The sequence below is a fragment of the Clostridium gasigenes genome, assembly GCF_900104115.1.
Lineage (GTDB): Bacteria > Bacillota > Clostridia > Clostridiales > Clostridiaceae > Clostridium > Clostridium gasigenes.
Genome location: NZ_FNJM01000013.1, coordinates 1 through 26,010 on the forward strand (window position 1 = coordinate 1; position 26,010 = coordinate 26,010).

Genomic DNA, 26,010 nt, shown 5'->3' on the forward strand with positions numbered 1-26,010 from the left:
CTTGAACAAGCCATTGACGAATATATAGATTTTTATAACACACAAAGATTACAGAAAAAGTTAAAAAGTATGACTCCAATAGAATATCGAAGTCATACTTTAACAGCGTAATTTTTATTATTTACCCTGTCTACTTGACAGGGGGCAGTTCAGTTTTATTTACTCCTAGATCTTTTTTCTTAAACTGAATTTTATTTTTAATTTTTTTCATAAACCTATTGACGAATAATAAAAAACGAAGTAAAATAAAACAAATCAAAAGCATTGAAGGGACGAGTAATTATTTAGAGGTAGTCAAAGCGAATCAGTGATGGTGAGAGACTGATACGAAACAAATAATGAAAAACTTCCCGGAGCTTCCAAACGAAATTTATTAAGAGTAGTCTTGGACGGAGCCAGCCCGTTATAGCTTGGACAGTATAGAATTCATTTATATTAATTCCGTACTGATTAGAGAGAGCTTTTTAAGCTAATTTAGGTGGTACCGCGGAAGTATAAGTCTTTCGTCCTATTTTCATAGGATGAAGGGCTTTTTTTTTTACCAATTTTATAAACTAAGGGGGACTATAAACATGTGTACAATTATGAGTTATACAGGAACAGACATGAAACACGAAAAATTTGCTGAGGCATTACAAAGAACCGAGTCGAGAGGACCAGATATGACAGAGATTCTAACTTTACCATCTGGTATTTTGGGATTCCAAAGACTTTCTATTATGGATTTAAGTTTCAGCGGAATGCAGCCATTCACAAGAAATACAGATGCATCCATCTGTAACGGTGAAATTTACGGCTTCCGTGAAATCAAAAAAGAACTAACAAAAAAGGGACATAAGTTTATTTCTGATAGTGATTGTGAAGTGTTACTTCCAATGTATCATGAATATGGACTAGATATGTTTTCAAAATTAGATGCAGAATACGCAACTGTTATCTACGATGGAAAAAAGGACAGTTTCATTGCAGCAAGAGATCCAATTGGTATCCGTCCATTATTCTACGGCTACTCTGAATCTGGTAAAATCATATTTGCAAGTGAGGCAAAAAATTTAGTTGGTCTTACAAACAAAATTATAGCATTTCCACCAGGCCATTATTATGCTGACGGGAAATTTACATGCTATTGTGATATCGCAGCAACAGAGGGTGAATATTGCCAAGATGACTTAGATGTTATTTGCACTAAAATTCATGATAAATTGGTAGCTGCTATAGAAAAACGTATGGATGCTGATGCTCCTGTAGGTTTCTTATTAAGTGGTGGTTTAGACAGCTCATTAGTATGTGCAGTTGCTCAAAAATTACATCCTCAAAAACCAATTAAAACATTTTGCATAGGTATGACTGAAGATGCAATTGACTTAAAATATGCAAAGGAAGTTGCAGATTACATTCATAGTGATCATACTGTTATTTATATGACAAAAGAAGACGTGATAGGATCACTTGATGAGGTTATTAAACTTCTTGGAACATACGATATTACCACAATAAGAGCAAGTATGGCAATGTATCTAATTTGCAAGAAAATGCATGAAATTTCTGATGTCAAAGTGCTTCTAACTGGTGAAATTTCTGATGAATTATTTGGTTATAAATATACTGATTTTGCTCCAAATGCAGAAGAATTCCAAAAAGAATCCCAAAAGAGAATGCAAGAACTTCATATGTACGATGTACTTCGTGCAGACCGTTGTATCAGCTCAAATTCTTTAGAAGCTAGAGTACCATTTGGTGATTTAGATTTTGTAAAATATGTTATGTCCATAGATCCTGAAAAGAAATTAAACAAATATAACATGGGTAAATACCTTTTAAGACATGCATTTGAAGGTGATTATCTACCAAACAATATTTTATATCGTGAAAAAGCTGCATTTAGCGATGCTGTAGGACATTCTATGGTAGACTATTTAAAAGAATATGCTGAAGCATGCTATTCTGATGAAGAATTTGAAAAACTATGTGAAAAGTATGCATCTCATGCTAAACCATTCACAAAAGAATCATTGTTATACAGAGAAACTTTTGAAAAATACTATCCAGGACAATCAGAAATGGTAGTAGACTTTTGGATGCCAAACAAAGAGTGGGAAGGCTGTGACGTAACCGATCCTAGTGCCAGAGTATTATCAAACTATGGTGCCAGTGGTAAATAGTTAAAAATTTTAAATTAATTTATTTTCAAAAAATATTAGCAACAATACATAATAAACCCAGTAGAAGCAATTATTGCTCCTACTGGGTTTTAAATTTTCTCTATTTTACAACTATGCTCCTTTGTTTTTGAATCATAACATATTGCTACTCCTAGAATGTTTTTATATTCCGCCCTAAACTTCTGTACATATTCCTTATCTTTAATCTGCTTCATTGCAACATCAACAACTTCATCCTTTTTAAGTTCAACAACAAATGCTGTATCTGCTTTTCTTCTTGGCTGAAAAGTAAAGTCTGCATATCCTTTTCCGGTCTTTTCTTCTCTCTCTATTCTATAAGTAATATTTAAAATAATCTTTCACTTCTGACATAGCGCCCGTATTAGTCCAATAGCTTCCACAATATCTATTTTGAAGAGATTTAACTACCGAACGCGGATTATATATTCTTCTTCCCTTTGCTGTTAGATATCCATTGTACCATTTTTCTAATTCATTAAACTTGACATCATTATTTATTTACAGAGATCTATAACTTCTTTTAATCTTTCTATAATTAAAGATTTATCTACAAAGTATTTACTTCTATACAATTCTTCATAATTCTGCAATTATTTATTAGACTTTAAATATATTGCCATAGTTGAATAAAATCATTACAGTCAAAATATATTTTTATATTATTATACCATTACAATGATCAACTTCATGTTGAATAATTTGTGCCGTAAATCCAGTAAATGTCTCTTTATTCTTCTTAAAATTTCTATCAAAATATTCTACCTCTATTGTTTCATATCTCATTGTTTTTCTAAAACCTATTAAAGATAAGCAGCTTTCTTCTGTATCATAGCTTTTTTCTTTCTTTAGTATAACTGGATTAACCATAGGAACTATCATATCCCCTACACAAAATACTATTATACGTTTTTTAACACCTATCATATTAGCAGCCATACCAACACAATGCTCTAGATTTGACCTTAATGTATCTACTAAATCATCAATAACTGATATGTCCTCCTTAGTTGCAGGTTCTGACTTCTGTCCTAAGAATACTATATCCTTCATAACTGGTTTTATCATATTAATTCCAACCTTCCTAATTACTATTTCTAAAGTTTCTTAAATTTATTATACCTCTATATACATACTTTATAAATATCAATATTTTGATAGAAATAACTATTTTCTTAAACAAAAAATCCACTATAATAACAATTAGGTATTATAGTGGACTTTCTAGTAGCGGCGCAGCATAATTCCCTGAACCTTAGAGATGCTATCACCTTAATTTTTATCAATATCTAAAATTGTCTGTAATAATACATTTGCACCTTTTAAGCAGTTATCAAGGGGTGTAAATTCCTTTTCACAATGACTATGCCCATTTTCACTTGGAACAAAAATCATTGTAGTTGGAATAATATCTGTAATGAACTGGGCATCATGTCCTGGTCCACTATACATTTTCATTGCAGAATAACCATATTGCTTTGCATTTTCTTCTACATAATCTACAAATTTAGGATAGAATTGTACTGTTTTACGTGACCATAATTCTTCATAACTAGTTTCACATTTTTCAATTTCACTTGGAACTTTTTTAATAATCTCTACTACTTCTTTCATAACATTTGGATCTTGATGCCTTGCATCAAGAGTAAATTTAACGTTATCAGGAATAACCGTATGGATATTAGGAGAAACAATCATTCTACCAGTTGTATATACAAGCTTACTATCTAATTTATCAAGTTCATCATGAATATATTGAATTACCTTTACAGCTGCATATAGTGCATCTTTTCTATATTTCATAGGTGTTGTTCCTGCATGATCCGCTTGTCCAATAAAGGAAAATTCATAATTAACCATTCCACAAACACCCTCTAGTATACCTATGTCTTTTTCCTCATTTTCTAGTATAGGTCCTTGTTCTACATGTACTTCTACGAATGCCCTATATTTTTCTGCAGTCATTCTATTTTCGACTTCGCCCATATATCCGCTAGCTTCCAATGCTTCCTTAAAAGTAAATCCTTCTCTATCTTTAGACGCTAACATAATATCTTTATTAAATTTTCCTGTGATAACCCCAGATGACATCATAGCTGGATCAAAACGTGCACCTTCTTCATTTGTCCATACAACAACTGTAATTGGATGTTTATGAGCTACTTTTTCTATAACAATAGTTTCTGCTGCTTCTAAAGCAGTAAGAACACCTAAAATACCATCATAATTTCCACCTTGTTTAACAGAATCAATATGAGATCCCATAATAATAGCAGGTAAACTTTCCTCTCCTGGAACCGTAGCATAAATATTTGCCATATCATCAGTTTTTATATCCATTCCAAGAGCTATACACCTTTTGCAAAACTCTTCCCTTGCATCTAAATCAGCAGTTGATAAAGACAATCTTGTGATTCCACCTTTTCCTGTATCTCCAAATTTACTAAAAATTCTGATCTTATCTTCCATTCTATCTTTACTACAAGTTAACATATCCATAAATTCCTCTCCTTAAAAATATTTCTTAATTATGTAAAATTGAACATATATACTTATTATACTTATATAGTTTTTAAAAATCCATTATTTTCTAAAACAGTTTCCTATATCATATATAGCTTACAATATTTCATCATTTAATACTCTCCCAGCCCTTTTAAACGCATAACTTATTTCATAACTATTGGTTTCTTCATAAATATTTTCTTTTTTCCCACCTAAAGAAATTCCACGCAAATAAACATCTCTTAGATTATTATACATGGCTATTAAAGCACTTAAAATTATTATTTCTTATTTTTCTATACTTTTATCCAAGATGATAATATTTTAAACTTTATATTTACTTAATTTCAAAAGGACCTCACGTTTCGTGAGGTCCTTTAAAATACTATATATACTTTAGACTTTTATATCTATTACAGTTGAGTTTCTAAAATTATTTTTCCATCACAAAAACTATACCCTTGAGGTATTTGATTATGATAATACGAAATAGTTTTCAATATAAGATATCATTTGATCTCCTAAAGTAAGATAATAATATATCGGTATTAGATAGCTTGAATAAAATAGTTTTTTTGCGTCTTCTTTATTGTTTTCTAATGTTCTTACCAAGTTTTGCTGTTGCCTTACGCTTATAATAAAACTATCAGCTACAAATAAAATTTGGTCTGAGAAGAATACATCTGAAAAAGAATCTTTATATGAAAGTTTATGATTCTCTAAATTTCTTTTAATAGCATTAAATTGTTGTATATAATTCTCTAAATCTTTATCGATGGATTTTAATTCTTCAAGTGTTGAGTTCTCAGTTATATTTACAACAGTTAAATTTGCTCTTATCCTTTTTATTTCTTCTAAATTTTGAACAATGTCTTCTTTGTTTTTTAAGTCCTCTACTTTGGGTCCATAGGGTGCTTGTCGATTTGTTATTACTTGTGCATATGTTATATTAGTCATAGTTAGTGTTATAAGTATCACGAATATTATTAAACGATTTACTTTTCTTGGCATTATTAATTCCACTCCTTTTAGAAATCATTATACTAAATTATTCACTAAATGTATTTTAATAAATTTCATTTATATATATATCTTTAGCTATTTTAAGTATTTTATTCTAATAAAAACTAATATAAAACTTTCCATTTCAGATTTTGTTAACATTATTTAAACAATCCATATTAATAACTAGTTATTTAATTACTAGTTATTAATATCATGAAGTATTTTTATTTTATTGTAAGGTTCGCCTTTGCTAATCCTAAAAATATTTTTCTGTTTCTGCTTTTTAATGCACCCTTTTTCATAGTGTTATAAATATCAAGCCTTTCTCAAAATATCTTTAAACTAAAATAACCCACGACAACACTATATTAGTATTGTCGTGGGTTTCATGGTGGAGGCGATGGGTTTCGAACCCATGTCCGAAAGCCGACCAACCTAGCTTTCTACGAGTGTATTCTACATTTTAAATTTTCCTCCAGGAGCGCCTATAGACGGGCTCTTCCCTTCAGTAGCTTCATAAATACCCCTTTAGCTCAAAGCTTTGCTAAACTTCGTTTCCCACTTCATGACACCCGTGATCCAAGCCATGGGGAGCCTGGGCGGATGAGCGGCTAAATTAAGCTGCTATTGCAAAATTGTTTTCTGCGTTTACATTTTTGCATACTTTATTTAAGAGGTGACATGCGTGCCTCTACTCGCTTACTAGACCAATCATGCCCCCGTCGAAGCCAAAGCGCCCCCAGGTTGCATAGTTATTTGCAAAATATATTAACTTTCATTAATATATTTACTCTTAAATAGTCTATGTCTTAAACGCAATTTGCTATTCAGATTTTTGACTTAACATCATTATATAGTATAGTATTTTCTCTGTCAACTTATCCACAAGTGGATTTTCTATATTATCTATACCTACTCTAAGAAATTTTACCATTTAGTCATCTTCAAAATAAATAGCAAATCAGTATTGTTGTCTTTTTATTTTAGAATCCCTTATTTTTTATCAGCTGGATAAACTAAACCTATTTGTCTTCTAGCTTCATCCATTACTGCAATAGTATTAATTGATGTTTCAAATGTGTTTACTTTTGACTCTAATTCTTTATTTTGTATTAAACTAATAAATTCTTTTGCTTCATAATACATATCATCATCAACTTGCTGTTTTGATAAATCTATTTCTTCTCCATTTTTTAATATTAATTTTACTTTTGAGAATGTGTTTATTTTTTCTATTATAATGCTTCCATCTTCACCTTGAATTTCTGATGGTAAATATGAATTTGAAATTTTAGAGAACATCACAACTCCATCCATGTCTTCATAATCAAGAATTATACTTCCGCTACCATCTACTCCTGATTCAAGCATAAGCCCGTTTGCTTTTATTGATTTTGGTTTTCCGAAAAGATTTATAATAGGTTCAATACAATAAACCCCTATATCCATTAATGCTCCATTTGATAATTCTGGTTTAAAAGCATTTAAAACCTCTCCATTTTTATATTTATCATATCTTGATGAGTATTGACAGAAGCTTGCAGAACATTTTCTTACCTTACCAATTCTATGTAGATTTTCTTTTACAACTTGGAAATTTGGAAGCATTGTTGTTTTCATAGCTTCCATTAAAAGAACTTTATTTTCCTTAGCTGATTTAATCATAGCTTCAACTTCTTTTAAATTTGATCCAAAGGCTTTTTCACATAACACATGTTTCTTATTTTCTAAAAATAATATACTTTGCTCTGAATGTAATGAATTTGGGGTAGCAATATACACAGCATCAATTAAATCACTTTTAGCCATTTCCTCAAGGTTTGTAAAAATATCTTTTACTCCATATTTATTTGCATATTCTCTAGCTTTACTTTCACTTCTTGAATACACTGCTGCAAGTTTAAAACCTTCAACATCTTTTGCTCCACTTAAAAACCAATCTGTAATATTATTTGTACCAACTACTCCAACTCTAATGTTAATCATCTAACTTCATCCTCTCAATGTTTATTTTTAAAAACTAATCCCTATTCTATCCTATTTTTTTATATTCACAAATTAATTTTTTCTTAGCCTTATTATAAGGGAGCTTTTTAAAAATAACTAGAAAGAAATTTATATTTAATTTTATGCCATTTTTTATTATAAAAACTTCCTTTTTCCTAATATTTATTATAACTTTTGAGCACACTATATTTAAACATATAAGGAGGTTTTTATTATGAAATTTTATTTAAATGATCTTATTAAATTTATAAAAACAAATAAAAATATTTTCTCATTATCCTTATATTTTTTATTAGTAAGCATATTGTTTATTAGTTTCTTCTCTTTTCTATCTAAAACAACTAATAACTTTCTAGTTCCGTATTCATTCCCTAAGGAAAGTTATAATTACGAAGAAACTGCTAATGTTGGTACTTTTATTACTGATTCTAATGAAGATAGAAACACAAAGCTTTCATCTTATTTAAATGACTTTTTCTCTACAAGAAATCAAAGTTTTTTAACTGGAAATGTAGAGAACCTTTATAAATTTTATGATTTATCTCATTCATATAGCAAATATTCACTGCATCACGAGTTTAAAAGAATAGCCTATCTTCGTGATTTTGCAAATGAAAGAGGTATAATTTTTGAAGATATTACTTCAACCCCTTATATTAAAAATATACAAATTAATAATACTATAATTAAATTAGAGGTAGATGAAACTTTTACTGTTACTTATATTTACCCAGAAAACCCTACTGTCAAAAACAAATTTTCTATTACATTAATTCACACTGAAGAATTGCAATCAATAGGTAGTGGCTTTACTATACAAAAAGATTACTATTTTGATTCTTTTGAAAATGCTTTAAAAAAATATAACTTTAATCTAACTGAAAAGGAACTTCCATTAACATCTTATAAAACATACAATATTAACTTTAATAGAAGAGCTTTAAACTTTAAAGAAAATAAAACCTACAATAGATCTGCTGCTGTTAAATATGCTGATAAATATTCTGGAATATTAACTAATAAGGATTCTATCCAATATAACCCCTATTATTTTAATGCCTCCGCCCTTAGTTATGGGGGTAATTCCACTAATTTTGTATCCCAATGTCTAAGTGATAATGAAATGGGTGGTTCTCTAAAACAGGATAAAACTTGGTTTTACAATTCAAAAGATAGTAAAGCACCTAAAATAAGTGATGCTTGGATAAACCCTACAGAACTTAAAGATTATCTTATTTATACTAATAAAGGTTCCCTAGTTAAAAGTAGTGATATTCAAAACTTATTATCTGAAGTAACTGATACCGCCTCTCCATTTTTAAACTTACAAGCAGGTGATTTAATATTCTACAGCAAGGGGGATATCCCAGTATATTCATCTATTATTACAACTTTTGATTCTAATGGTTACCCTTTAGTTAATTCCAATACTGTTAATAGATTTCATGTCCCCTTTGATTTAGGTTTTAGTGATGATGATATAACATTTCAATTAATTAGTATTAATTGAAAAAAGGATATTGCAAAATAATTTTGCAATATCCTTTTTAAACTTATTTATTTTTCTCCAAATGCCTTTTCATAATCTTCTACGAATTTTTTTATTCCTCCATCTGTTAATGGATGCTTAACCATTTGAGTAATAACTCCATATGGAATTGTAGAAATATGTGATCCCGCTAGTGCAGCATCTAATACATGCATTGGATTTCTTACACTTGCAGTTATAATTTCTGTTTCAATTCCATGAACTTCAAATATTTCTGATATTTGTCTAACTAAATCTGTTCCTGGGTTTCCTATGTCATCTAATCTTCCTAAAAACGGACTAACATAACTAGCTCCTGCTCTTGATGCTAATAACCCTTGTAGAGGTGAGAATATTAATGTAACATTTGTCTTTATTCCTTTTTCTGTTAATTGCTTTACAGCCTTTAATCCTTCCTCACACATTGGAATCTTAATAACTATATTTTTATGCATAGCTGCTAATTTGATTCCCTCTTCAACCATTTCTGTTGAATCTAGACTCATAACTTCTGCACTAATTGGACCATCTACAATTGAACAAATTTCATTTATAACTTCCTTTAAATCTCTTCCTTCTCTAGCTATTAGTGATGGATTAGTTGTAACTCCACATACTACACCTAGCTCGTTTGCTTTTCTTATTTCATCTATATTTGCTGTATCAATAAATATTTTCATACTATTCACTCCTCTTTCATCTTAAGATATCTCCAAAAAATAATTAATAATATTTTCTTTTGATTCTCTAATGTTTTCTACTATCTTAACTACCTTCTATATATAATTAACCTAATAATTCCTTAACCTTAGTTATTATAGCTTCAGTTGTTAAATTATATTTTTCCATTAATTCATCTGGTGTACCTGATTGTCCAAACACATCATTTATTCCTATCATTTTTACTTTTGTTGGAATCTCATCGCATACAACTTGCGCTACCATAGCTCCAAGTCCACCTATTATTGAATGTTCTTCTGCTGTTATTATTGCCTTAGTTTCTCTTGCAGCCTTTATAATTATTTTTCTATCAATCGGCTTTATTGTTGATATATTTATAACTCTTACGTAAACTCCTTCAGCTTCTAATATACGTGAAGCTTCTATTGCTTTTTGAACCATCATTCCTGTTGCTATAACAGTTATGTCATTTCCTTTTCTAATCTCTACACCTTTTCCAATTTCAAATTTATAATTTTCATCAAAAATATCTTCAGTGTTACATCTACCAAATCTTAAATAAACTGGCCCATCAAATTTTGCTGCCGCTTTAGTTGCTTGCATAGCTTCTCTGTGATCTGCCGGAACTATTACTGTCATATTAGGAAGTGAAGTCATAAGGGCTATATCTTCAATTGATTGATGTGATCCCCCATCTTCTCCCACTGTTATACCAGCGTGAGTTGCTGCTATTTTTACATTCATTTTAGGATAACAAATTGAATTTCTTATTATTTCAAAAGCTCTTCCTGTTGCAAACACTGCAAAGGTACTTGCAAATGGTATGTTTCCTACATTTGCAAAACCTGCTGCCATTCCCATTAAGTTTTGTTCTGCTATACCTGCATTAAAAAATCTATCTTTAAATTGATTTTTGAAATCATTTGTCTTTGTTGATTTAGAAAGATCAGCATCTAGAACTACAACTTTTTCATTTTCTAATCCAAGTTCAACTAATGCCATTCCATATGATTCTCTTGTTGCCTTACCCATTATTAATACCTCCTAGTTAGCAATTTCCATTAATGCTTTTTCTTTTTGTTCTAAGGTAGGTGCTTGTCCGTGCCATCCTGCTTGATTTTCCATAAAGCTAACGCCTTTACCTTTTACAGTTTTTGCAATTATTACACTTGGCTTTCCTTTAACTTCTGATATTTTATTAAATGCTTCATGAAGTTTTTCGTAGTCATGTCCATCACAAGTAACTACATTCCATCCAAAGCTTTCAAATTTCTTATCTATTGGACTTATTCCCATTACTTCTTCATTATTTCCGTCAATTTGAAGTCCATTATAATCTATAATTGCAACTAAGTTATCTAGTTTATAGTGAGCTGCTGCCATTGATGCTTCCCAAACTAGCCCTTCTTGTAACTCTCCATCTCCTAAAATTGTATATATCTTTGCTGGATTTTTTTGATATCTAAGCCCTAAAGCCATTCCAACAGCATTTGATATTCCTTGACCTAAAGATCCTGTTGAAACATCAACCCCTGGAATATTTTTAGAATCAGGATGTCCTTGCAACAAAGCTCCTATTTTTCTTAAGTTCTTAAGCTCTGATTTTTCGAAGAATCCCTTTTCTGCTAATACTGAATATAGTGCTGGAGCTGCATGCCCTTTACTTAAAACAAATCTATCTCTTTCATTATATTTAGGATTATTTACATCAATATTCATTTTTTCATAATATAAATAAGTAATTATATCTGAGCAAGATAATGATCCACCTGGATGTCCTGATTTTGCTTCATAAATCATTTCTATAATATTTTTCTTAACATCTTTTGATACAGATATTAAATGTTCCTTATTCATTCTATTCACCAACCAATCAAATATTTTTTCATTATATTATTGTTCTATTACAGTAAATTTTTCATCCATGAATTTTCTTGTATCCTTAATAATATCTTTCCAGTTTTCATTTCCAACATACCAAAACTCTGCTGTAAATTTTCTTACTCCAAGATCCCAAGATGTTCTTATTATTTCTTCAAAATTAACATGACCTGTTCCAAATGGAATTTCTCTAAACTTTCCAGGTACAGTTTCTTTTAAATGAACAGCAGAAAGGTGTCCTTTTCCTGTTTTAAAATCATCAACTGCTGATGTTCCATAACTTAATGTTGCATTCATTACATTTCCGCAATCTGGGTAAACCTGCAAGTATGGAGAGTTAACTAAGTTAACATATTTCATAGCTTTTTCAACAGTATTCATAAACTCTGTTTCCATAGTTTCAAAAGCAAGAATTACACCTTTTTTAGCTGCCATTTCTACTGATCTTTTTAAGTTTTCTTCAAAATACTTTCTTGTTTGTTCGTTACCTTCTTCATAATAAACATCATATCCAGCAATTTGAATTATTCTAATTCCTAAATCCCAAGCTAACTCTATTGCCTTTTCCATTATTTCTATGCCTCTATTTCTAGTGGCTTCATCTAAACTACCTAATGGATATTTTCTATGTCCACTTAAACACATTGTTCTTATTGGAACTCCTACTGTAAACATAATATCTACAAGTGCTTTTCTTTCTTCTTTAGTCATGTCTAGCCTAGCTAATTTTTCATCAGTTTCATCTATGCTAACCTCTACAAAATCAAATCCACATTCTTTTGCACAAGTAAGTTTTTCACTCCAATTTAATGTATTTGGCATAGATTTTTCATATAATCCTAATGTATAATTCTTCATAATCTATCTCCCTTATAACACTATTGTCCATAATAAGCGTTTGGACCATGCTTTCTCATAAAGTGCTTATTCATTAATTCTTCTGGCATTGCTTCTATTGTTTGTCTTGATAAAATTTCTGTATTCCACGCCATCATTGCAACTTCTTCTAAAACAACTGCATTATGAACCGCCTCTAGAGGATCTTTCCCCCATGAAAATGGACCATGGTTTTTAACTAAAACAGCTGGTACCTGTGATGGATTTAAATTTTTAAATGTATCAACTATAACTCCACCAGTATTATACTCATAGTTTTCCTCTATTTCCGACTTTGTCATATCTCTTGTACAAGGGATTTCATTATAAAAATAATCTGCTTGAGTTGTTCCATAAGGTACAATGCTTCTTCCAGCCTGAGAGAAAATCGTTGCCCACCTTGAGTGAGTATGAACAATCCCACCAATTTCACTAAATTCTTTATATAGTTTCACATGTGTTTGTGTATCTGATGATGGTTTGTACTTTCCTTCTACTACATTACCTTCAAGATCTACTACTACCATATCCTCAGGTCCCATAACTTCATAATCTACACCAGATGGTTTAATTACTACTAACCCAAGTTCCCTATTTATTCCGGATACATTTCCCCAAGTAAAAGTTACTAAATTATATTTTGGAAGCAACATATTTGCCTCGTAAACTTCTTTTTTTAATTCTTCTAACATACCTATCCCTCCATCTATTTGATTTTTAGATAAAAAGTGGAGTATGGAGTTTTTATTTAATTCCCCATACTCATTATATTTATTTTTCAACTAAAACTCCTTCTCATATTCATTCGAATGAGTAAGTTCGCCTTGCCAAATATAAAATTTGGAGGCAATATCTGAAACTCCTTCTCATGTTCATTCGAATGAGTAAGTTCGCCTTGCCAAATGTAAAATTTGGAGGCTTACTTAACTATATATAGTGCCGCTTCTCCTAGTTCTCTGTTTGCTGATATTATAATATCTCTGTCTTCTTCATTTATAACTGCTACATTGCTTGGCCCAATACCCGCTTCTATAACTTCTGTTTTAAATGTAAGTTTTTCTTTGTCATCGCATTGAATAACAAATAATTCTTTTTCATTTCTTCTATATCCACCAATTATGCTTGGTATCCCTCTTAATTTACCACCCCAGACTACATGTCCAAAATCCATTTCTTTAGGGTACTTGTACACAACTTTATATTCTCCATCAATTTTTTTATTTATTAAGAAGTTTCCACCATGGAATTCTTCTATTGTTACTAATTCATCCACACCATCTCCGTCTATATCCACAACTGCAATGTCACTAACTGGCTTATTCATTATTTGTTCTATCTTCCACTCTTCTTTGCATGTTTGTGGAGGAGTTACAACAAATACACCTTCTTCACAAGTTACTAATCCAGCCATTACATTATTCCAAGTTGCTCTACAATATCCGTGATTCTTAGTTAAGCCTTCTTTTATGATTTCTAGTTTAATTGGTTCATTTAAATCCTCTGGTATTTCACCTACATATATTTTACCTGGGTTTGACCAATCTTCTTTAAACTCCTTTGTTGTACAAAGAGTTGCACCTAAGAAATAGTTTTTACCATTAGCTTGTAATATGTCAAATCTATGAACATATGGTAACTTAAATAATGTTTTTACATCCCAAGTTCCACCCTCCACTGGTTTTGCCCATACTATTGTTGCATTTTCTGATTGGAAAGTTGGAAAGAAGTTTTGTACTGCTAAAAAATCTCCATTTTTTCCTGGTACAGATACCATTGACATTGTTCCACCAGGGCCATCCCATACAGTACTTTGCTTAAAATCTTCTCCAGTATAGCTATAACAAGCACCTTCACCTTCTGTTGCTAATAATATATTTCTTTCTCCATTTACCATAGTGCTACTAGTTGCATAACATCTATGTAAATTTGTTAAAACTTTCTTTTCAAATTTCATAATTTATTTCCTCCAATATGTTAAAGGATATTCAAATAAATAGAAAGTCAGTATGCCAGTCTATTTATTTGAATGTCTCTACCTATTTTTTATTTACTATATGTTCTACAATTTTTTGTTCTATTTCCTGTTCTGATAAAAGATTTTTTAACCCTATAACAATTGTTCCACCATCTTCTGCTCTCTTAAAGTTTGATTTTAAGGCTTCTGAACAAAATACTACATCATAACCTGAGGCTTGGCTTTTTGCTTCTCCAATACTTGTATGGTGAATTGATACCTCTATTTCAAGTTTCTTGAAAATTTTTGCTATCTTCATTTTTATTATTTGACTTGATCCCATCCCATTTCCACAAGCTGCTATTACTTTTAACATTTGTATTTCCCCCTTAATTTTTAATATTTAAAATATTATTATATTTATGTTTCCATATTATTATTTATTTCCTAAACCTTCGCTAATATACTCGTCATAGTTTTCTGCTATCTTGAAATAACCCTTTTTATTTTTTCTATATTGTAATTGTGGTATAAGTAGTAATGCTACAATTGCAATTCCTACACCTACATATTGTAGTTTATTCATTAACACTCCAATTATTGGCCATATTGTGGCGAAATCGAAGTTTCCATGCCATCCACCATATTGTGCTAATTGGAAGTAATGTGCTGCAAAAGCTCCGCCTAATACTTGAATAACCCCAGCTGCAATTGGTATAATCATTGCTGCTCTTAATCCACCTTTTTTATTAGCAAATACTGCAAATGTTGCATTATCAAAGAATAATGGTACGAATCCTGATATTATTAGTACTGGACTTTTAAATACTATTAATCCTAAAATTGCTACGAATTGACCTATTGCTCCGAATAAGAATCCTATTGTTACTGCATTTGAAGGACCAAATCCATAAACTGCTGCACAGTCAACTGCTGGCATTGAACCTGGTAATATTTTGTTTGAAATACCTTGGAAAGATTCTGTAAGTTCTGCAACGAACATTCTAACTCCAAGTTGTAATATGCTTAAATAAACTGCAAAGTTTAATGATTTTTCAACTATATAGAACCCAAAGTTTCTATTTGGACTAAAGCCCTTATCTATTTCATGTAATAAATCAGGTCCTAATATTGTCATTATTATTCCAAAGAAGAACATCATCAATATACCTGTTGCTACAACGTTATCACTAAATATTGATAAGAAACCTGGCAACTTAAGATCTTCTATTGTTTTTTCTTTATTTCCTATTTTTCCTGCAATTTTATCTGTTAACCAAACACCAAACATTTGTTGATGTCCAATTGCGAATCCACCACCCTCAGTTAACTCTTGGCAAGCTTCAACTGTAAGGTTAGAAGCTACTGCCCAATAAGTTCCTAATAACAACCCAAGCATAACTACTACTTTAGTATCTTGAAGATTTGGGAATGCGAAGAATACTAACCATAAAGCTGTTGCTGATTGTTGAACCATTACATGGCCTGTAATAAATACTGTTCTAATCTTAGTAAACTTTCTAAATAAAACCAAACCTATATTGAACATAAATGCAACTAGTAAAACTATCATCATCATTGAGAATGATTTTCCTGCATTTTCAATTGCTGTTTGTGCTGCTGTTTGTCCAAAATATGGATCAATTACTGCTGCGGTTAAATTAAACCGATCTTTCAACCCCGCTAATATAGGTCTAAAGTTACCTACAAGTCCTGAAGCTGCTACATTAAGAATTAAGTACCCAACAGTTGCTTTTATGAAGCCTGCAAATGCTTCATGTAGAGGTCTTTTTAATAATAAGTATCCGAATAATACAATAAATCCCATGAAGAATGCCGGATTAGTTAATATATTTATTTGGAAAAATTCCCATATTTTTAAAACAATGTTCATTTTAATTAATCCCCCTTAACATTTTGATATTTATCAATTCCTAAAAGGCTAAAGTAACTTTTTCAAATCTTCTACTGACCTAGTGGCCATTAACTTTTCAACCACTGACTCATCTTCTATAAGAGTAACCATTTCCATTAAATTTTTCATATGTAAATCACTATCTGTTGAAGCTAAGACAAAAAATAAATTTGCATCCTGCTCTGGGTCATCACTAAAGTGTACTGGTTTTTCGGTTTTCATAAAGCACATTGCCGTATCATTTACACCTACAACGCCTTCTTGAGCATGGGGTATGCATATCTTAGGTGCGATTACTATATAAGGTCCAAACTTTTTAACATTTTCTATTATAGCGTTCACATAGGAATTTTCTATCACACCTTCATCAATTAAAGGTTTACACGAAGCCTCTATTGCTTCCTCCCAATTTTCAAATCCCTCATGAAACGAATATCTTTTCTTGCTAATTAATTCCTTTAACATGACCTGTCCTCCTTTTTTTAATTAGAGGGTTAAACCTAACCCTCTAATTTTATTTTATAGGAATGATGTATATGGAAGATTTATTTCAGTTTCAAAACAATCATCAAATCCTCTTGGATAGTGATATTCTCTATTATCTTTATCTACTGGGAATGTAAATTTCCCACCTACTTGCCATATAAACGGATTAAATTTATATTGTAACCTATCTTTCTTCATATCATACAATGCTAATATCTCGTTTGTATCAGCTTGGAAATTTGACCAGATATCATGATGGAATGGAATAACAACCTTTGTATTTAATGATTCAGCCATTCTTAAAATATCTACTGATGTCATCTTATCTGTAATTCCTCTTGGATTTTCTCCATATGATCCTAAAGCAACATCAATTTTATGATCTCTTCCATGTTTTGCATAATAGTTTGAGTAATGTGAATCTCCACTATGATAAAGGTTTCCTCCTGGAGTTTTTATTAAGTAATTAACAGCTTTAATATCCATATCAATTGGCATTGTACCTCTTAGGTCTCCCTTTGGAGGTGCTGTTATTAAAGCAGTTCTATCAAATGCTTCTAATGCAACTATTTCTATGTCTCCAACCTTCACTGTATCTCCTGGTTTAACAACTATACATCTTTCAGATGGAACTCCCCATCCAATCCATTTATCTACACATGCTTTTGGTCCAATAAATGGTATTGATGAACCACAATTTTGCATTACTGCAGCCGCAACGTTTACATCGATGTGATCATTATGATCATGTGTTGATAATATTGCATCTACTTTCTTAATACCAAATGGATCTAATACAAAAGGTGCTACTCTTAAATTTGGTTGAAGCTTCTTACCGCCACACATTCTTGCCATTTGATGTTCTGGATCTATATATGGATTCTTTCTTGTTCTTTTACCACTTCCACACCAAAAATCTATACATAAGTTAGTACTACCTTCACTTTTAACCCAAATGCCTGTACACCCTAACCACCACATTGAAAATGTTTCTGGTTTAACTACTTCTTCTTCTATTTCCTCATTTAACCAAGTTCCCCATTCTGGGAATGTATTTAAAACCCATGATTCTCTTGTTATATTTTGTATTTGTGACATTTTGATCTCCTCCTAAAAATTTATTTAATTTATTAAATTTAATTAGTTCACTTATTTAGTTTGTTTGTCTATTTTATTGATTTAGTTTGTTTATTTAGTTTTTTATTAATGATTGTTTTGAACTATGTTTTTTATTTTTTAGAACTCTTTGTCTGTTTGTAACTTTATAATACATCAAACATTCAAAATATTCAAGGTTTTTTTGAATGTTTTATTTTTTTTATTTTATGAATGTTTTATTTGAACTTTGTGAACATTTGTTTTATAATGTATATAAGTTAGATAAACCTTAATTTTACATTTAATTTAAGGTAAGATTTAGATATGTTAGTTTTTAAGGAGGATATTATTATGAAAAAAACTCAAAGTATAGTTTCTAAACGAAGAGATGAAATATTAGATATTTTAAAATCTAATAATGAAATAAAAAATGAAGAATTAGCTGAACTACTACGAACCTCTCCTCTTACTATTAGAAGAGATCTTCAGGCTTTAGAAGAAAGTGGTTTTGTTAAAAGGCACTATGGTGGCGCAGTTCTAGTTAATAGTTTTGATGATTCTAATGTTAATCAACTTGATATTTCAATGAAGCATGAGAAACAAAAAAAAGCTATTGCTAAATATGCAGCAAGCTTAATAGAAGATGGGGATACAATTTTTATAAACTCTGCTACTACCTCTCTTCTAATACTTGAATATCTAGGCGATAAAAGAGTTGTTGTTGTTACTAATAACGGTAAATCGCTTAATTCAATTATTGGCCCTAATGTTGATTTAGTTTTAACTGGCGGTCAAGTTTATGGTAGAAAACAATCAATGGTAGGTGATTTTGCGACACACATACTATCAAAAATAACAGCATCAAAATGTTTTTTAGGGGTAAGTGGCATAGCTGCCGATTCAGGAATAAGTACTTCTGTACTTCAAGAAACATTAATAAATAAAGAAATGATAAATCATTGTAATGGTCCGGTATATATATTAGCTGATAATTCTAAAATCGGTAAACATCATAATTTCTGTAGTGGAGATATAAATGATATTTCCCATCTTATTACCGATTCAGATATATCATTAAAAGATTCAAGTGATTTTGAAAACAATGGTGTTCATGTGTCTAAAGTAAATTATATAAAATAAAAAACTATTATAATAAACTAAAAAAGCAGCCTTCAATTTTATAATTGAAGGCTGCTTCCTGTTCTAATTTTATATTTCTATTTGTTAATAGAACATTAATACGTCACTTTTGTTTTTCTACATTTCTCTTAAATAACATCAGCTAAGGTATATTGAGAAAACTCTTTTATAAATAATTTTAATGAATCATTCATAATACCTTTTAATTTACATCCACCGCTTATAAATGGACACGTATTCTCTTTATTAAAACATTCTGCTATGTTTAAATTATCCTCAGTTACTTTTAAAACTTCCCCTAAGTTTATTTCTTTTGGGTCAAGTCCAAGTTTTATCCCACCTGATCTTCCTTTTATAGAAATAATATACTCTGTTTTAGCTAACTTATGTATAATTTTTTTTAAGTGATGCTCTGAAATATCTAAATTATTTGCAAGTTCTTCAACTGTACAAAGTTTTTCTCTATTTACTGCTAAATATATTAATGATCTAAATGAATAATCTGTAAACTTTGATAAATACATAAAATGCCTCTCTTTCCTTAAGGTATATATAAATAACAATTACATACTACATGTCATTCTTTAAATGCCTTAATAATTAATTATGTCACTTTTTTATATTATCATTATACACCCTAAACAAATTTTTTTAAATAATTTTAGTTATATGTTTATTTAATTTACACTTTTTCTTATATTCTTAGAATCTAAAAAATTTAATTATTAAGGGATATATGGCTCAAAATAGACTATCAAATTAGTCTGTTTTTTGGGAATCACCTTATATTTATAAATATTCTTCTCTCTCAAAACAGTAAGGCTATGAAATTATAGAATTTCATAGCCTTACTAATTATGTACATCCCTATAAATATTATAACATCTTTATTAAAAGTGTTAGTAAACTTGCAAATATTGCGCACACTGGGATTGTTACAACCCATGCCCATACAATATTTTTTGCCACAGCCCATCTTATAGATGAAAGTCTTTTAGATGCACCAACTCCCATTATTGAAGTTGAAATTATCTGTGTTGTTGAAACTGGTGCGTCAAGCATAGTTGCAGTAAAAATAATTGCCGCTGCACTAGTTTCCGCAGCAAATCCATTAACTGGAGTTAATTTACCCATGCTAACTCCCATAGTCTTAATAATTCTCCATCCACCAATAGAGGTTCCTAAAGCCATAGAAATAGCACAACAAACTTTAACCCAAGTATATACATGGAAATCACTTATTAATCCTCCACTAACTAAAGCCATAGTTATAATACCCATTGATTTTTGAGCATCATTTGACCCATGGTTAAATGCCATTGCAGCTGCTGAAGCAATTTGAGCTTTACAGAAAAATTTAGATATAGATTTAGGTTTAAATGGACTAAGTATTACATTTAATATTTTCATAAATACAAACCCAACACAAAACCCTATAATTGGAGATAAAAAAAGCCACAATACTATTTTTGACATAAAATTACCCCATTGAACTATTGAAAAACTAGCATTATAAGTTATCCCCGCACCAAGTAATGAACCTATTAGGGCGTGAGAAGAACTACTTGGAATTCCATAATACCAAGTTATTAAATTCCAACATATTGAGCTAATAAGCATTGTAATTACAGCAATTTGAGGCATAAATTCTGGTTTTATAATATTTGCTCCTACAGTTGTAGCAACTTTTACACTAATTAATGCGCCTACTAAATTAAGAGAAGCAGACATTATTATAGCTTGTCTAGGTGTCAGAACTCTAGTTGCTACTGATGTAGCAATTGCATTAGCTGTATCATGAAATCCATTTATAAAATCAAAACCTAAAGCTAATATAACAATAACTATTGTTATTATAATTGTGGAACTAGGCATTCTTCATTACAACCCCTTTAACCATATTAGCTACATCTTCACAAGAATCTATTGCCTTTTCCATGCGTTCAAGTATTTCTTTCCATTTAATTATTTCTATTGCATCTGTTTCTTTAAATAATTGTTTTAATGAATCTCTATATAGTTTATCACCGGCATCTTCAAGCTTATTAATTAACCAAATTTTTTCCTGTAAAATTTTACTTTTTTTCATTATTTTAAATTCTACCATTAAATTAATTACTTCAGAAGTTGCCTCAACAATTAAATCACAGAATTCATTTATGTATCCTCTTGTTTCCTTTATATCAAATATTAATATTCTACTGGAAGTAGTTTCAATATAATCGATAATATCATCAAGGGCATTTCCGATTGCATGTATATCTTCTCTATCTATTGGAGTAATAAAACTATTATCTAATTCTGTATAAATTGAATGGAGCATTTCATCACATTGTTTTTCTAAGTCTTTAATTTCTTGATACTTTACTTCAGTATTACTAGTATCGTTCATGAAATCCCTCATCATTAATGCAGATTTATGAACCTTTTTTGAAAAATCAACAAACATGTCAAAAAATTTATCTTCTTTTCTCTTTACTGATATCATAATATATCCCCCTGTTGTTTTAATGTATAAAGTTGAAAATACTCTTCACTACATTTTAATACATAACTGTTAAAAATAAAATACATTACTAATAAAATACAAAAAAAAAGTTTTTGCCCCTGAAGTTAGTCCCTTCTATGGATTAACCTCAGCGGCAAGTTTTCATTTATTATCTTAAATATTCATCTATTGCAGCAGCTGCTTTTTTTCCAGCTCCCATTGCAAGTATAACTGTAGCGGCTCCTGTAACTGCATCTCCACCAGCATAAACACCTATTTTTGATGTTAAGCCATTTTCATCTGCAATTATACATTGCCATTTATTAATATCTAAACCTTCTGTTGTTGAAGATATTAATGGATTTGGTGATGTTCCAAGCGACATTATTACAGTGTCAACATCCATTACAAATTCTGAACCCTCTACAACTTTTGGACTTCTTCTTCCTGATGCATCTGGTTCTCCAAGTTCCATTCTCATGCAACTCATACCCTTAACCCATCCATTTTCATCAACAAGTATTTCAGTTGGATTAGTTAATATATCAAATATTATTCCTTCTTCTCTTGCATGATGTACTTCTTCTGCTCTTGCTGGAAGCTCTTCTGCACTTCTTCTATAAACTATATGTGCTTCAGAACCTAATCTTAATGCAGTTCTTGCAGCATCCATAGCTACATTTCCCCCACCAACAATCGCTACTTTTTTACCAATATTTACTGGTGTTACATAATCTTCTTTATATGCTTTCATTAAGTTTACTCTTGTTAAGAATTCATTAGCTGCAAACACTCCGTTAGCATTTTCTCCTGGAATTCCCATGAATTTTGGAAGACCTGCTCCAGATCCTATAAATACTGCCTTGAAATCTTCTTCTTTTATAAGCTCATCAATCTTTATAGTTCTTCCTATAACAACATTAGTTTCTATTTTTACACCTAATTTTTTTATATTTTCAATTTCAGCTTTAACTACTTCATCTTTTGGAAGTCTAAATTCTGGAATACCATAAACTAAAACTCCTCCAGTTTCATGCAGTGCTTCAAATATAGTAACTTCATATCCTTTTTTAGCTAAATCACCTGCACAAGTTAAACCAGCAGGGCCACTTCCTACAACTGCTACTTTCTTACCATTTTTTGCTTCTGTTTGTGATAAATCCACATTGTTTCTTCTTGACCAATCTGCTGTAAATTTTTCTAGCTTACCAATTGCAACTGGTTCTCCCTTTATTCCAAGTACACATTTACCTTCACATTGGCTTTCTTGTGGACACACTCTTCCACAAACTGCTGGTAATGAACTATACTTTGCTATTTCCTTTGCTGCACTTTCAAAGTTTCCTTTCTTTGCAAAATCAATAAATCCTGGAATATCTATAGCTACAGGGCATCCTTCAACACATTTAGGATTTTTACAAGTTAAGCATCTATTTGCCTCTTTTATAGCTTCTTCTTCATTATATCCAAGACATACTTCTTTAAAATTAGTTGCTCTAATTTCTGGTGCTTGCTCTGTTACCGGTGTTCTTTTCATTCTATCTACCATATTCATTACTTGTCACCTCCACAGCCACAGCTACCATTTTTATGAGTATTTCCTTCTTCTACTTTAAGCTGAGCTCGTCCCTCTTCTTTTTTATAAAGAGTTTGTCGTCTCATAGATTCATCAAAATCAACTAAATGCCCATCAAATTCTGGTCCATCTACACATGCAAATTTAACTTTCCCTCCAACTGTAACTCTGCAAGCACCACACATGCCTGTCCCATCTACCATTATTGGATTTAAACTTACTGTTGTTTTTATATTTAATTCCTTTGTAAGCATCGCCATAAATTTCATCATTATCATTGGTCCAATTACAACTGCATGGTCATATTTTTGACCTTTAACTTCCACTAGTTCTTTAAGACAATCTGTAACCCTACCATTAAATCCATAAGATCCATCATCAGTTGCTATATAAAGATTTCCAGCTACTGCTCTCATCTCATCTTCTAAAATTAATAATTCCTTATTTCTACTACCTACTATAACATCACATTTTATACCTTGCTCATGCATCCACTTAACTTGTGGATATACAGGGGCTGCCCCTACGCCTCCAGCTATAAATATTATGTTTTTCTTTTTCAATTCTTCTAAATCTTCTGTTATAAATTCGCTTGGTTGTCCAAGTGGTCCAACAAAATCTGAAACATAATCTCCAACTTCAAAGCTTGCTAATTGCTTTGTTCCGCCCCCTACTGTTTGAAATACTATAGCTACAGTTCCAGCCTCTTTATCATAATCTGCAATTGTCAAAGGTATTCTTTCACCTTTTTCATCGTTTTTTATAATTATAAATTGACCTGGGTTTGCAGATTTAGCTACTCTTGGAGCTTCAATATCCATTAAGAATATGTTATCTGTAAGCTCCCTTTTACTAACTATTTTATACATATTTTTCTCCCCCTTTTTTCTATACACAATGTTTACATTTTATCATATTTGAATTTATAAACAATATTATTTTTACATAATAATTAAAATATTCTGCATTTTAAATTATTAATTTATTTTCAATTCTAATTTATCACTATTTTACTATTATTTTATGTATTTAGAGAACTTCAAAAATTAACTATTTAGATTCTAGTCTATTTTCAGCACTCTTAAAAGAAACTTTTTCTGAAATAATATAACTTTAAAAATGCCCCCTATAAAAAGAGGGCATCTGATAATTTTTTTATTTTTTATTAGAACGTTACTTTTGTACCATAGTAAGTACATTCTAGTACTTTTTCCATAGTTTCATCATCTATTGTTCTTGGGTTTGATCCTGTACAAGCATCTAATACTGCATTATGTGCTATAAACTTCACATTATCTTTAAAGTCTTGTTCAGTTATTCCATATTCCTTCATTGTATGAGGAATACTTAATTTTGTATTTAATTCATTTATCATTTCTATTAATGAATCTGTTAACTCTACATCTGTTTTTCCATCTAACTTCAACATTCTAGCAATATCTGCATATCTACCTTCACACTCTACTCTGTTATATTGCATAACAAATGGTAAGAATATCGCATTTGCACAACCATGAGGAATGTGGAATACTGCTCCTACTTTATGAGCCATTGAATGAACTATTCCAAGCAGTGCATTTGAAAATGCCATTCCTGCTAAACATTGAGCTTCATGCATCAAGTTTCTAGCTTCTACATCACCTTCAAAAGATTGCATTAAATTAGCTTTAACCATTTCTATAGCCTTCATTGCTAAAGGATCTGAGAAGTTTGATCTTAAACCTGCTGTATAAGCTTCAATTGCATGTGTTAATGCATCCATTCCTGTATGCGCAACTAATTTCGCTGGCATAGTTTGAGCTAATGATGGATCTACTATAGCAATATCTGGAGTTATGTTAAAATCAGCTAAAGGATATTTTATTTTAGCTTTATAATCTGTTATTACTGAAAAAGCAGTAACTTCTGTTGCTGTTCCACTAGTTGATGGAATTGCTATAAACTTAGCTTTTTGTCTTAATTCAGGTAATCCAAATGGAATTACAGCTTGTTCAAAAGTAAAATCTGGGTATTCATAAAATATCCACATTGCTTTAGCTGCATCTATTGGTGATCCGCCACCCATTCCAACTATCCAATCGGGCTTAAATCTTCTCATTGCTTCTGCACCCTTCATAACAGTTTCAACGGATGGATCTGGTTCAACACCTTCAAATAGTTCAACTTCAATTCCAGCTTCCTTTAAATAGTCTTCAACTTTTTGCAGAAAACCAAATCTTTTCATTGATCCTCCACCAACTACTACCATTGCCTTCTTACCCTTTAAAGTTTTAAGAACTTCAAGTGACCCAACGCCATGATAAATATCTCTTGGTAATGTAAAACGTGCCATAATAATTCCTCCTAAATCCCTATTTCTTTTATACCTTTTTAACTTTAAATAAATTATAATCAATAAATTTTCATACTAAAAATTTTCTAAAAGGTTATACTTTTATATTTATATTTCTTTATATCAGTTTATATTACTAATTTATTAACTTAAGGATATTAATTATTAAAAAAATCCCTTATATATATTTATAGCAACTACCGTGCCAATTGTTATTTTTTTATCATACTTTCTTGTAATAGCCTTATCATAGCAATTTATTCAAATATAAAATATTTACTATTAAATAACAATGTCCTAAAAGTTAACATTATATTTTTATAATACTGTTAGCTTTTAATACACTGTTAGTTTTTAT

Annotated in this window: 25 protein-coding genes, 1 other RNA gene, 1 pseudogene and 1 other annotated feature; of the genes and pseudogenes, 4 read left to right on the forward strand and 23 right to left on the reverse strand. The window is 30.5% G+C overall.

Translation table 11 applies throughout. The features are described from left to right. Both BLS77_RS15400 and asnB read left to right on the forward strand, forming a co-directional pair. Positions 1–111: IS3 family transposase (locus BLS77_RS15400; RefSeq protein ID WP_139164854.1), on the forward strand; the 111-nt coding region annotated here is incomplete at its 5' end. A 144-nt stretch (positions 112–255) separates the two neighbouring features. After that, positions 256–514: a binding site (T-box leader), on the forward strand. Between the two features lie 58 nt (positions 515–572). Beyond that, the gene (gene asnB, locus BLS77_RS15405; RefSeq protein WP_089971855.1) at positions 573–2,162 is read left to right on the forward strand and encodes an asparagine synthase B; all 1,590 of its coding nucleotides are present in this window, start codon (positions 573–575) and stop codon (positions 2,160–2,162) included. Between the two features lie 89 nt (positions 2,163–2,251). Here asnB and BLS77_RS20790 read toward each other — a convergent pair. From BLS77_RS20790 to BLS77_RS15435, 7 genes and pseudogenes are all read right to left on the reverse strand, one after another. Continuing rightward, positions 2,252–2,701, reverse strand: a pseudogene (locus BLS77_RS20790) (PD-(D/E)XK nuclease domain-containing protein); the annotation flags it as partial. Positions 2,702–2,837: 136 nt separating this feature from the next. Further along, the gene (locus BLS77_RS15415) at positions 2,838–3,248 is read right to left on the reverse strand and encodes a peptide deformylase (protein WP_089971857.1); all 411 of its coding nucleotides are present in this window, start codon (positions 3,246–3,248) and stop codon (positions 2,838–2,840) included. Positions 3,249–3,452: 204 nt separating this feature from the next. After that, positions 3,453–4,673 carry a Zn-dependent hydrolase gene (locus tag BLS77_RS15420; RefSeq protein ID WP_089972017.1) on the reverse strand — a complete coding sequence of 407 codons (1,221 nt, stop codon included), beginning with the start codon at positions 4,671–4,673 and terminating at the stop codon, positions 3,453–3,455. Positions 4,674–4,799: 126 nt separating this feature from the next. Beyond that, complete coding sequence (locus tag BLS77_RS20015; protein ID WP_175490881.1) at positions 4,800–4,943, reverse strand: hypothetical protein; 144 nt, start codon at positions 4,941–4,943, stop codon at positions 4,800–4,802. 216 nt (positions 4,944–5,159) lie between these two features. Then, the gene (locus tag BLS77_RS15425) at positions 5,160–5,696 is read right to left on the reverse strand and encodes a hypothetical protein (protein ID WP_089971860.1); all 537 of its coding nucleotides are present in this window, start codon (positions 5,694–5,696) and stop codon (positions 5,160–5,162) included. Positions 5,697–6,079: 383 nt separating this feature from the next. Then, positions 6,080–6,431, reverse strand: a transfer-messenger RNA (tmRNA) gene (ssrA, locus tag BLS77_RS15430). 252 nt (positions 6,432–6,683) lie between these two features. Further along, the gene (locus BLS77_RS15435) at positions 6,684–7,676 is read right to left on the reverse strand and encodes a Gfo/Idh/MocA family protein (RefSeq protein ID WP_089971861.1); all 993 of its coding nucleotides are present in this window, start codon (positions 7,674–7,676) and stop codon (positions 6,684–6,686) included. Between the two features lie 235 nt (positions 7,677–7,911). Here BLS77_RS15435 and BLS77_RS15440 point away from each other — a divergent pair, with 235 nt between their 5' ends. Beyond that, a complete protein-coding gene (locus BLS77_RS15440) occupies positions 7,912–9,207 on the forward strand; it encodes an amidase domain-containing protein (protein ID WP_089971864.1) in 1,296 nt (431 codons plus the stop codon). Positions 9,208–9,254: 47 nt separating this feature from the next. Here BLS77_RS15440 and fsa read toward each other — a convergent pair whose 3' ends face one another. The 10 genes from fsa to ulaG all read right to left on the reverse strand — a co-directional run bounded on the left by fsa (position 9,255) and on the right by ulaG (position 18,116). Next, positions 9,255–9,905 carry a fructose-6-phosphate aldolase gene (gene fsa / locus BLS77_RS15445; protein WP_089971865.1) on the reverse strand — a complete coding sequence of 217 codons (651 nt, stop codon included), beginning with the start codon at positions 9,903–9,905 and terminating at the stop codon, positions 9,255–9,257. 106 nt (positions 9,906–10,011) lie between these two features. Then, positions 10,012–10,938 carry a transketolase family protein gene (locus tag BLS77_RS15450; protein ID WP_089971868.1) on the reverse strand — a complete coding sequence of 309 codons (927 nt, stop codon included), beginning with the start codon at positions 10,936–10,938 and terminating at the stop codon, positions 10,012–10,014. Positions 10,939–10,950: 12 nt separating this feature from the next. Further along, complete coding sequence (locus tag BLS77_RS15455) at positions 10,951–11,763, reverse strand: transketolase (protein WP_089971869.1); 813 nt, start codon at positions 11,761–11,763, stop codon at positions 10,951–10,953. A gap of 36 nt (positions 11,764–11,799) precedes the next feature. Continuing rightward, positions 11,800–12,645, reverse strand: a complete 846-nt coding sequence (locus tag BLS77_RS15460; RefSeq protein WP_089971872.1) for an L-ribulose-5-phosphate 3-epimerase — start codon at positions 12,643–12,645, stop codon at positions 11,800–11,802. Positions 12,646–12,665: 20 nt separating this feature from the next. Continuing rightward, the gene (locus tag BLS77_RS15465) at positions 12,666–13,355 is read right to left on the reverse strand and encodes an L-ribulose-5-phosphate 4-epimerase (RefSeq protein ID WP_089972019.1); all 690 of its coding nucleotides are present in this window, start codon (positions 13,353–13,355) and stop codon (positions 12,666–12,668) included. A gap of 227 nt (positions 13,356–13,582) precedes the next feature. Beyond that, entirely contained in the window at positions 13,583–14,617 is a 1,035-nt protein-coding gene (locus BLS77_RS15470; RefSeq protein ID WP_089971873.1) for a hypothetical protein, read from the reverse strand. An 82-nt stretch (positions 14,618–14,699) separates the two neighbouring features. Further along, positions 14,700–14,993, reverse strand: coding sequence for a PTS sugar transporter subunit IIB (locus BLS77_RS15475; protein WP_089971876.1), 294 nt, complete (start codon positions 14,991–14,993; stop codon positions 14,700–14,702). 60 nt (positions 14,994–15,053) lie between these two features. Further along, positions 15,054–16,511: a PTS ascorbate transporter subunit IIC gene (locus BLS77_RS15480; protein WP_089971878.1), complete on the reverse strand. Its 1,458-nt coding sequence runs from the start codon at positions 16,509–16,511 to the stop codon at positions 15,054–15,056. Between the two features lie 48 nt (positions 16,512–16,559). Beyond that, positions 16,560–16,997 (reverse strand): PTS sugar transporter subunit IIA, encoded by a 438-nt coding sequence (locus tag BLS77_RS15485; protein WP_089971880.1) that lies wholly within the window; start codon positions 16,995–16,997, stop codon positions 16,560–16,562. Between the two features lie 54 nt (positions 16,998–17,051). Then, positions 17,052–18,116, reverse strand: coding sequence for an L-ascorbate 6-phosphate lactonase (gene ulaG / locus BLS77_RS15490; protein ID WP_089971882.1), 1,065 nt, complete (start codon positions 18,114–18,116; stop codon positions 17,052–17,054). Between the two features lie 351 nt (positions 18,117–18,467). Between ulaG and BLS77_RS15495 the strand changes: the two genes are divergently transcribed. Further along, the gene (locus tag BLS77_RS15495; RefSeq protein WP_089971885.1) at positions 18,468–19,256 is read left to right on the forward strand and encodes a DeoR/GlpR family DNA-binding transcription regulator; all 789 of its coding nucleotides are present in this window, start codon (positions 18,468–18,470) and stop codon (positions 19,254–19,256) included. A 128-nt stretch (positions 19,257–19,384) separates the two neighbouring features. On the opposite strand, the gene BLS77_RS15500 is transcribed toward BLS77_RS15495, so the two are convergent. The 6 genes from BLS77_RS15500 to BLS77_RS15525 all read right to left on the reverse strand — a co-directional run bounded on the left by BLS77_RS15500 (position 19,385) and on the right by BLS77_RS15525 (position 25,652). Next, a complete protein-coding gene (locus BLS77_RS15500; RefSeq protein WP_089971887.1) occupies positions 19,385–19,780 on the reverse strand; it encodes an RrF2 family transcriptional regulator in 396 nt (131 codons plus the stop codon). Positions 19,781–20,132: 352 nt separating this feature from the next. Further along, the gene (locus tag BLS77_RS15505) at positions 20,133–21,131 is read right to left on the reverse strand and encodes an inorganic phosphate transporter (RefSeq protein ID WP_089971889.1); all 999 of its coding nucleotides are present in this window, start codon (positions 21,129–21,131) and stop codon (positions 20,133–20,135) included. Continuing rightward, complete coding sequence (locus tag BLS77_RS15510; protein WP_089971892.1) at positions 21,124–21,744, reverse strand: DUF47 domain-containing protein; 621 nt, start codon at positions 21,742–21,744, stop codon at positions 21,124–21,126. The genes BLS77_RS15505 and BLS77_RS15510 overlap by 8 nt, the downstream gene beginning before the upstream one ends. A gap of 169 nt (positions 21,745–21,913) precedes the next feature. Continuing rightward, the gene (gene gltA / locus BLS77_RS15515; RefSeq protein ID WP_089971895.1) at positions 21,914–23,299 is read right to left on the reverse strand and encodes an NADPH-dependent glutamate synthase; all 1,386 of its coding nucleotides are present in this window, start codon (positions 23,297–23,299) and stop codon (positions 21,914–21,916) included. After that, positions 23,299–24,189 carry a sulfide/dihydroorotate dehydrogenase-like FAD/NAD-binding protein gene (locus BLS77_RS15520; protein WP_089971896.1) on the reverse strand — a complete coding sequence of 297 codons (891 nt, stop codon included), beginning with the start codon at positions 24,187–24,189 and terminating at the stop codon, positions 23,299–23,301. Before BLS77_RS15520 ends, gltA begins: the two co-directional genes overlap by 1 nt. 296 nt (positions 24,190–24,485) lie before the next feature. Then, positions 24,486–25,652, reverse strand: coding sequence for an iron-containing alcohol dehydrogenase (locus BLS77_RS15525; protein WP_089971897.1), 1,167 nt, complete (start codon positions 25,650–25,652; stop codon positions 24,486–24,488). Positions 25,653–26,010 lie beyond the last annotated feature (358 nt).

Coding starts and splice junctions, on each gene's coding strand:
- asnB (WP_089971855.1), top strand. CDS start 573: ATGTGTACAATTATGAGTTATACAGGAACAGACATGAAACACGAAAAA.
- BLS77_RS15415 (WP_089971857.1), bottom strand. CDS start 3,248: ATGATAAAACCAGTTATGAAGGATATAGTATTCTTAGGACAGAAGTCA.
- BLS77_RS15420 (WP_089972017.1), bottom strand. CDS start 4,673: ATGTTAACTTGTAGTAAAGATAGAATGGAAGATAAGATCAGAATTTTT.
- BLS77_RS20015 (WP_175490881.1), bottom strand. CDS start 4,943: ATGTATAATAATCTAAGAGATGTTTATTTGCGTGGAATTTCTTTAGGT.
- BLS77_RS15425 (WP_089971860.1), bottom strand. CDS start 5,696: ATGCCAAGAAAAGTAAATCGTTTAATAATATTCGTGATACTTATAACA.
- BLS77_RS15435 (WP_089971861.1), bottom strand. CDS start 7,676: ATGATTAACATTAGAGTTGGAGTAGTTGGTACAAATAATATTACAGAT.
- BLS77_RS15440 (WP_089971864.1), top strand. CDS start 7,912: ATGAAATTTTATTTAAATGATCTTATTAAATTTATAAAAACAAATAAA.
- fsa (WP_089971865.1), bottom strand. CDS start 9,905: ATGAAAATATTTATTGATACAGCAAATATAGATGAAATAAGAAAAGCA.
- BLS77_RS15450 (WP_089971868.1), bottom strand. CDS start 10,938: ATGGGTAAGGCAACAAGAGAATCATATGGAATGGCATTAGTTGAACTT.
- BLS77_RS15455 (WP_089971869.1), bottom strand. CDS start 11,763: ATGAATAAGGAACATTTAATATCTGTATCAAAAGATGTTAAGAAAAAT.
- BLS77_RS15460 (WP_089971872.1), bottom strand. CDS start 12,645: ATGAAGAATTATACATTAGGATTATATGAAAAATCTATGCCAAATACA.
- BLS77_RS15465 (WP_089972019.1), bottom strand. CDS start 13,355: ATGTTAGAAGAATTAAAAAAAGAAGTTTACGAGGCAAATATGTTGCTT.
- BLS77_RS15470 (WP_089971873.1), bottom strand. CDS start 14,617: ATGAAATTTGAAAAGAAAGTTTTAACAAATTTACATAGATGTTATGCA.
- BLS77_RS15475 (WP_089971876.1), bottom strand. CDS start 14,993: ATGTTAAAAGTAATAGCAGCTTGTGGAAATGGGATGGGATCAAGTCAA.
- BLS77_RS15480 (WP_089971878.1), bottom strand. CDS start 16,511: ATGAACATTGTTTTAAAAATATGGGAATTTTTCCAAATAAATATATTA.
- BLS77_RS15485 (WP_089971880.1), bottom strand. CDS start 16,997: ATGTTAAAGGAATTAATTAGCAAGAAAAGATATTCGTTTCATGAGGGA.
- ulaG (WP_089971882.1), bottom strand. CDS start 18,116: ATGTCACAAATACAAAATATAACAAGAGAATCATGGGTTTTAAATACA.
- BLS77_RS15495 (WP_089971885.1), top strand. CDS start 18,468: ATGAAAAAAACTCAAAGTATAGTTTCTAAACGAAGAGATGAAATATTA.
- BLS77_RS15500 (WP_089971887.1), bottom strand. CDS start 19,780: ATGTATTTATCAAAGTTTACAGATTATTCATTTAGATCATTAATATAT.
- BLS77_RS15505 (WP_089971889.1), bottom strand. CDS start 21,131: ATGCCTAGTTCCACAATTATAATAACAATAGTTATTGTTATATTAGCT.
- BLS77_RS15510 (WP_089971892.1), bottom strand. CDS start 21,744: ATGATATCAGTAAAGAGAAAAGAAGATAAATTTTTTGACATGTTTGTT.
- gltA (WP_089971895.1), bottom strand. CDS start 23,299: ATGAATATGGTAGATAGAATGAAAAGAACACCGGTAACAGAGCAAGCA.
- BLS77_RS15520 (WP_089971896.1), bottom strand. CDS start 24,189: ATGTATAAAATAGTTAGTAAAAGGGAGCTTACAGATAACATATTCTTA.
- BLS77_RS15525 (WP_089971897.1), bottom strand. CDS start 25,652: ATGGCACGTTTTACATTACCAAGAGATATTTATCATGGCGTTGGGTCA.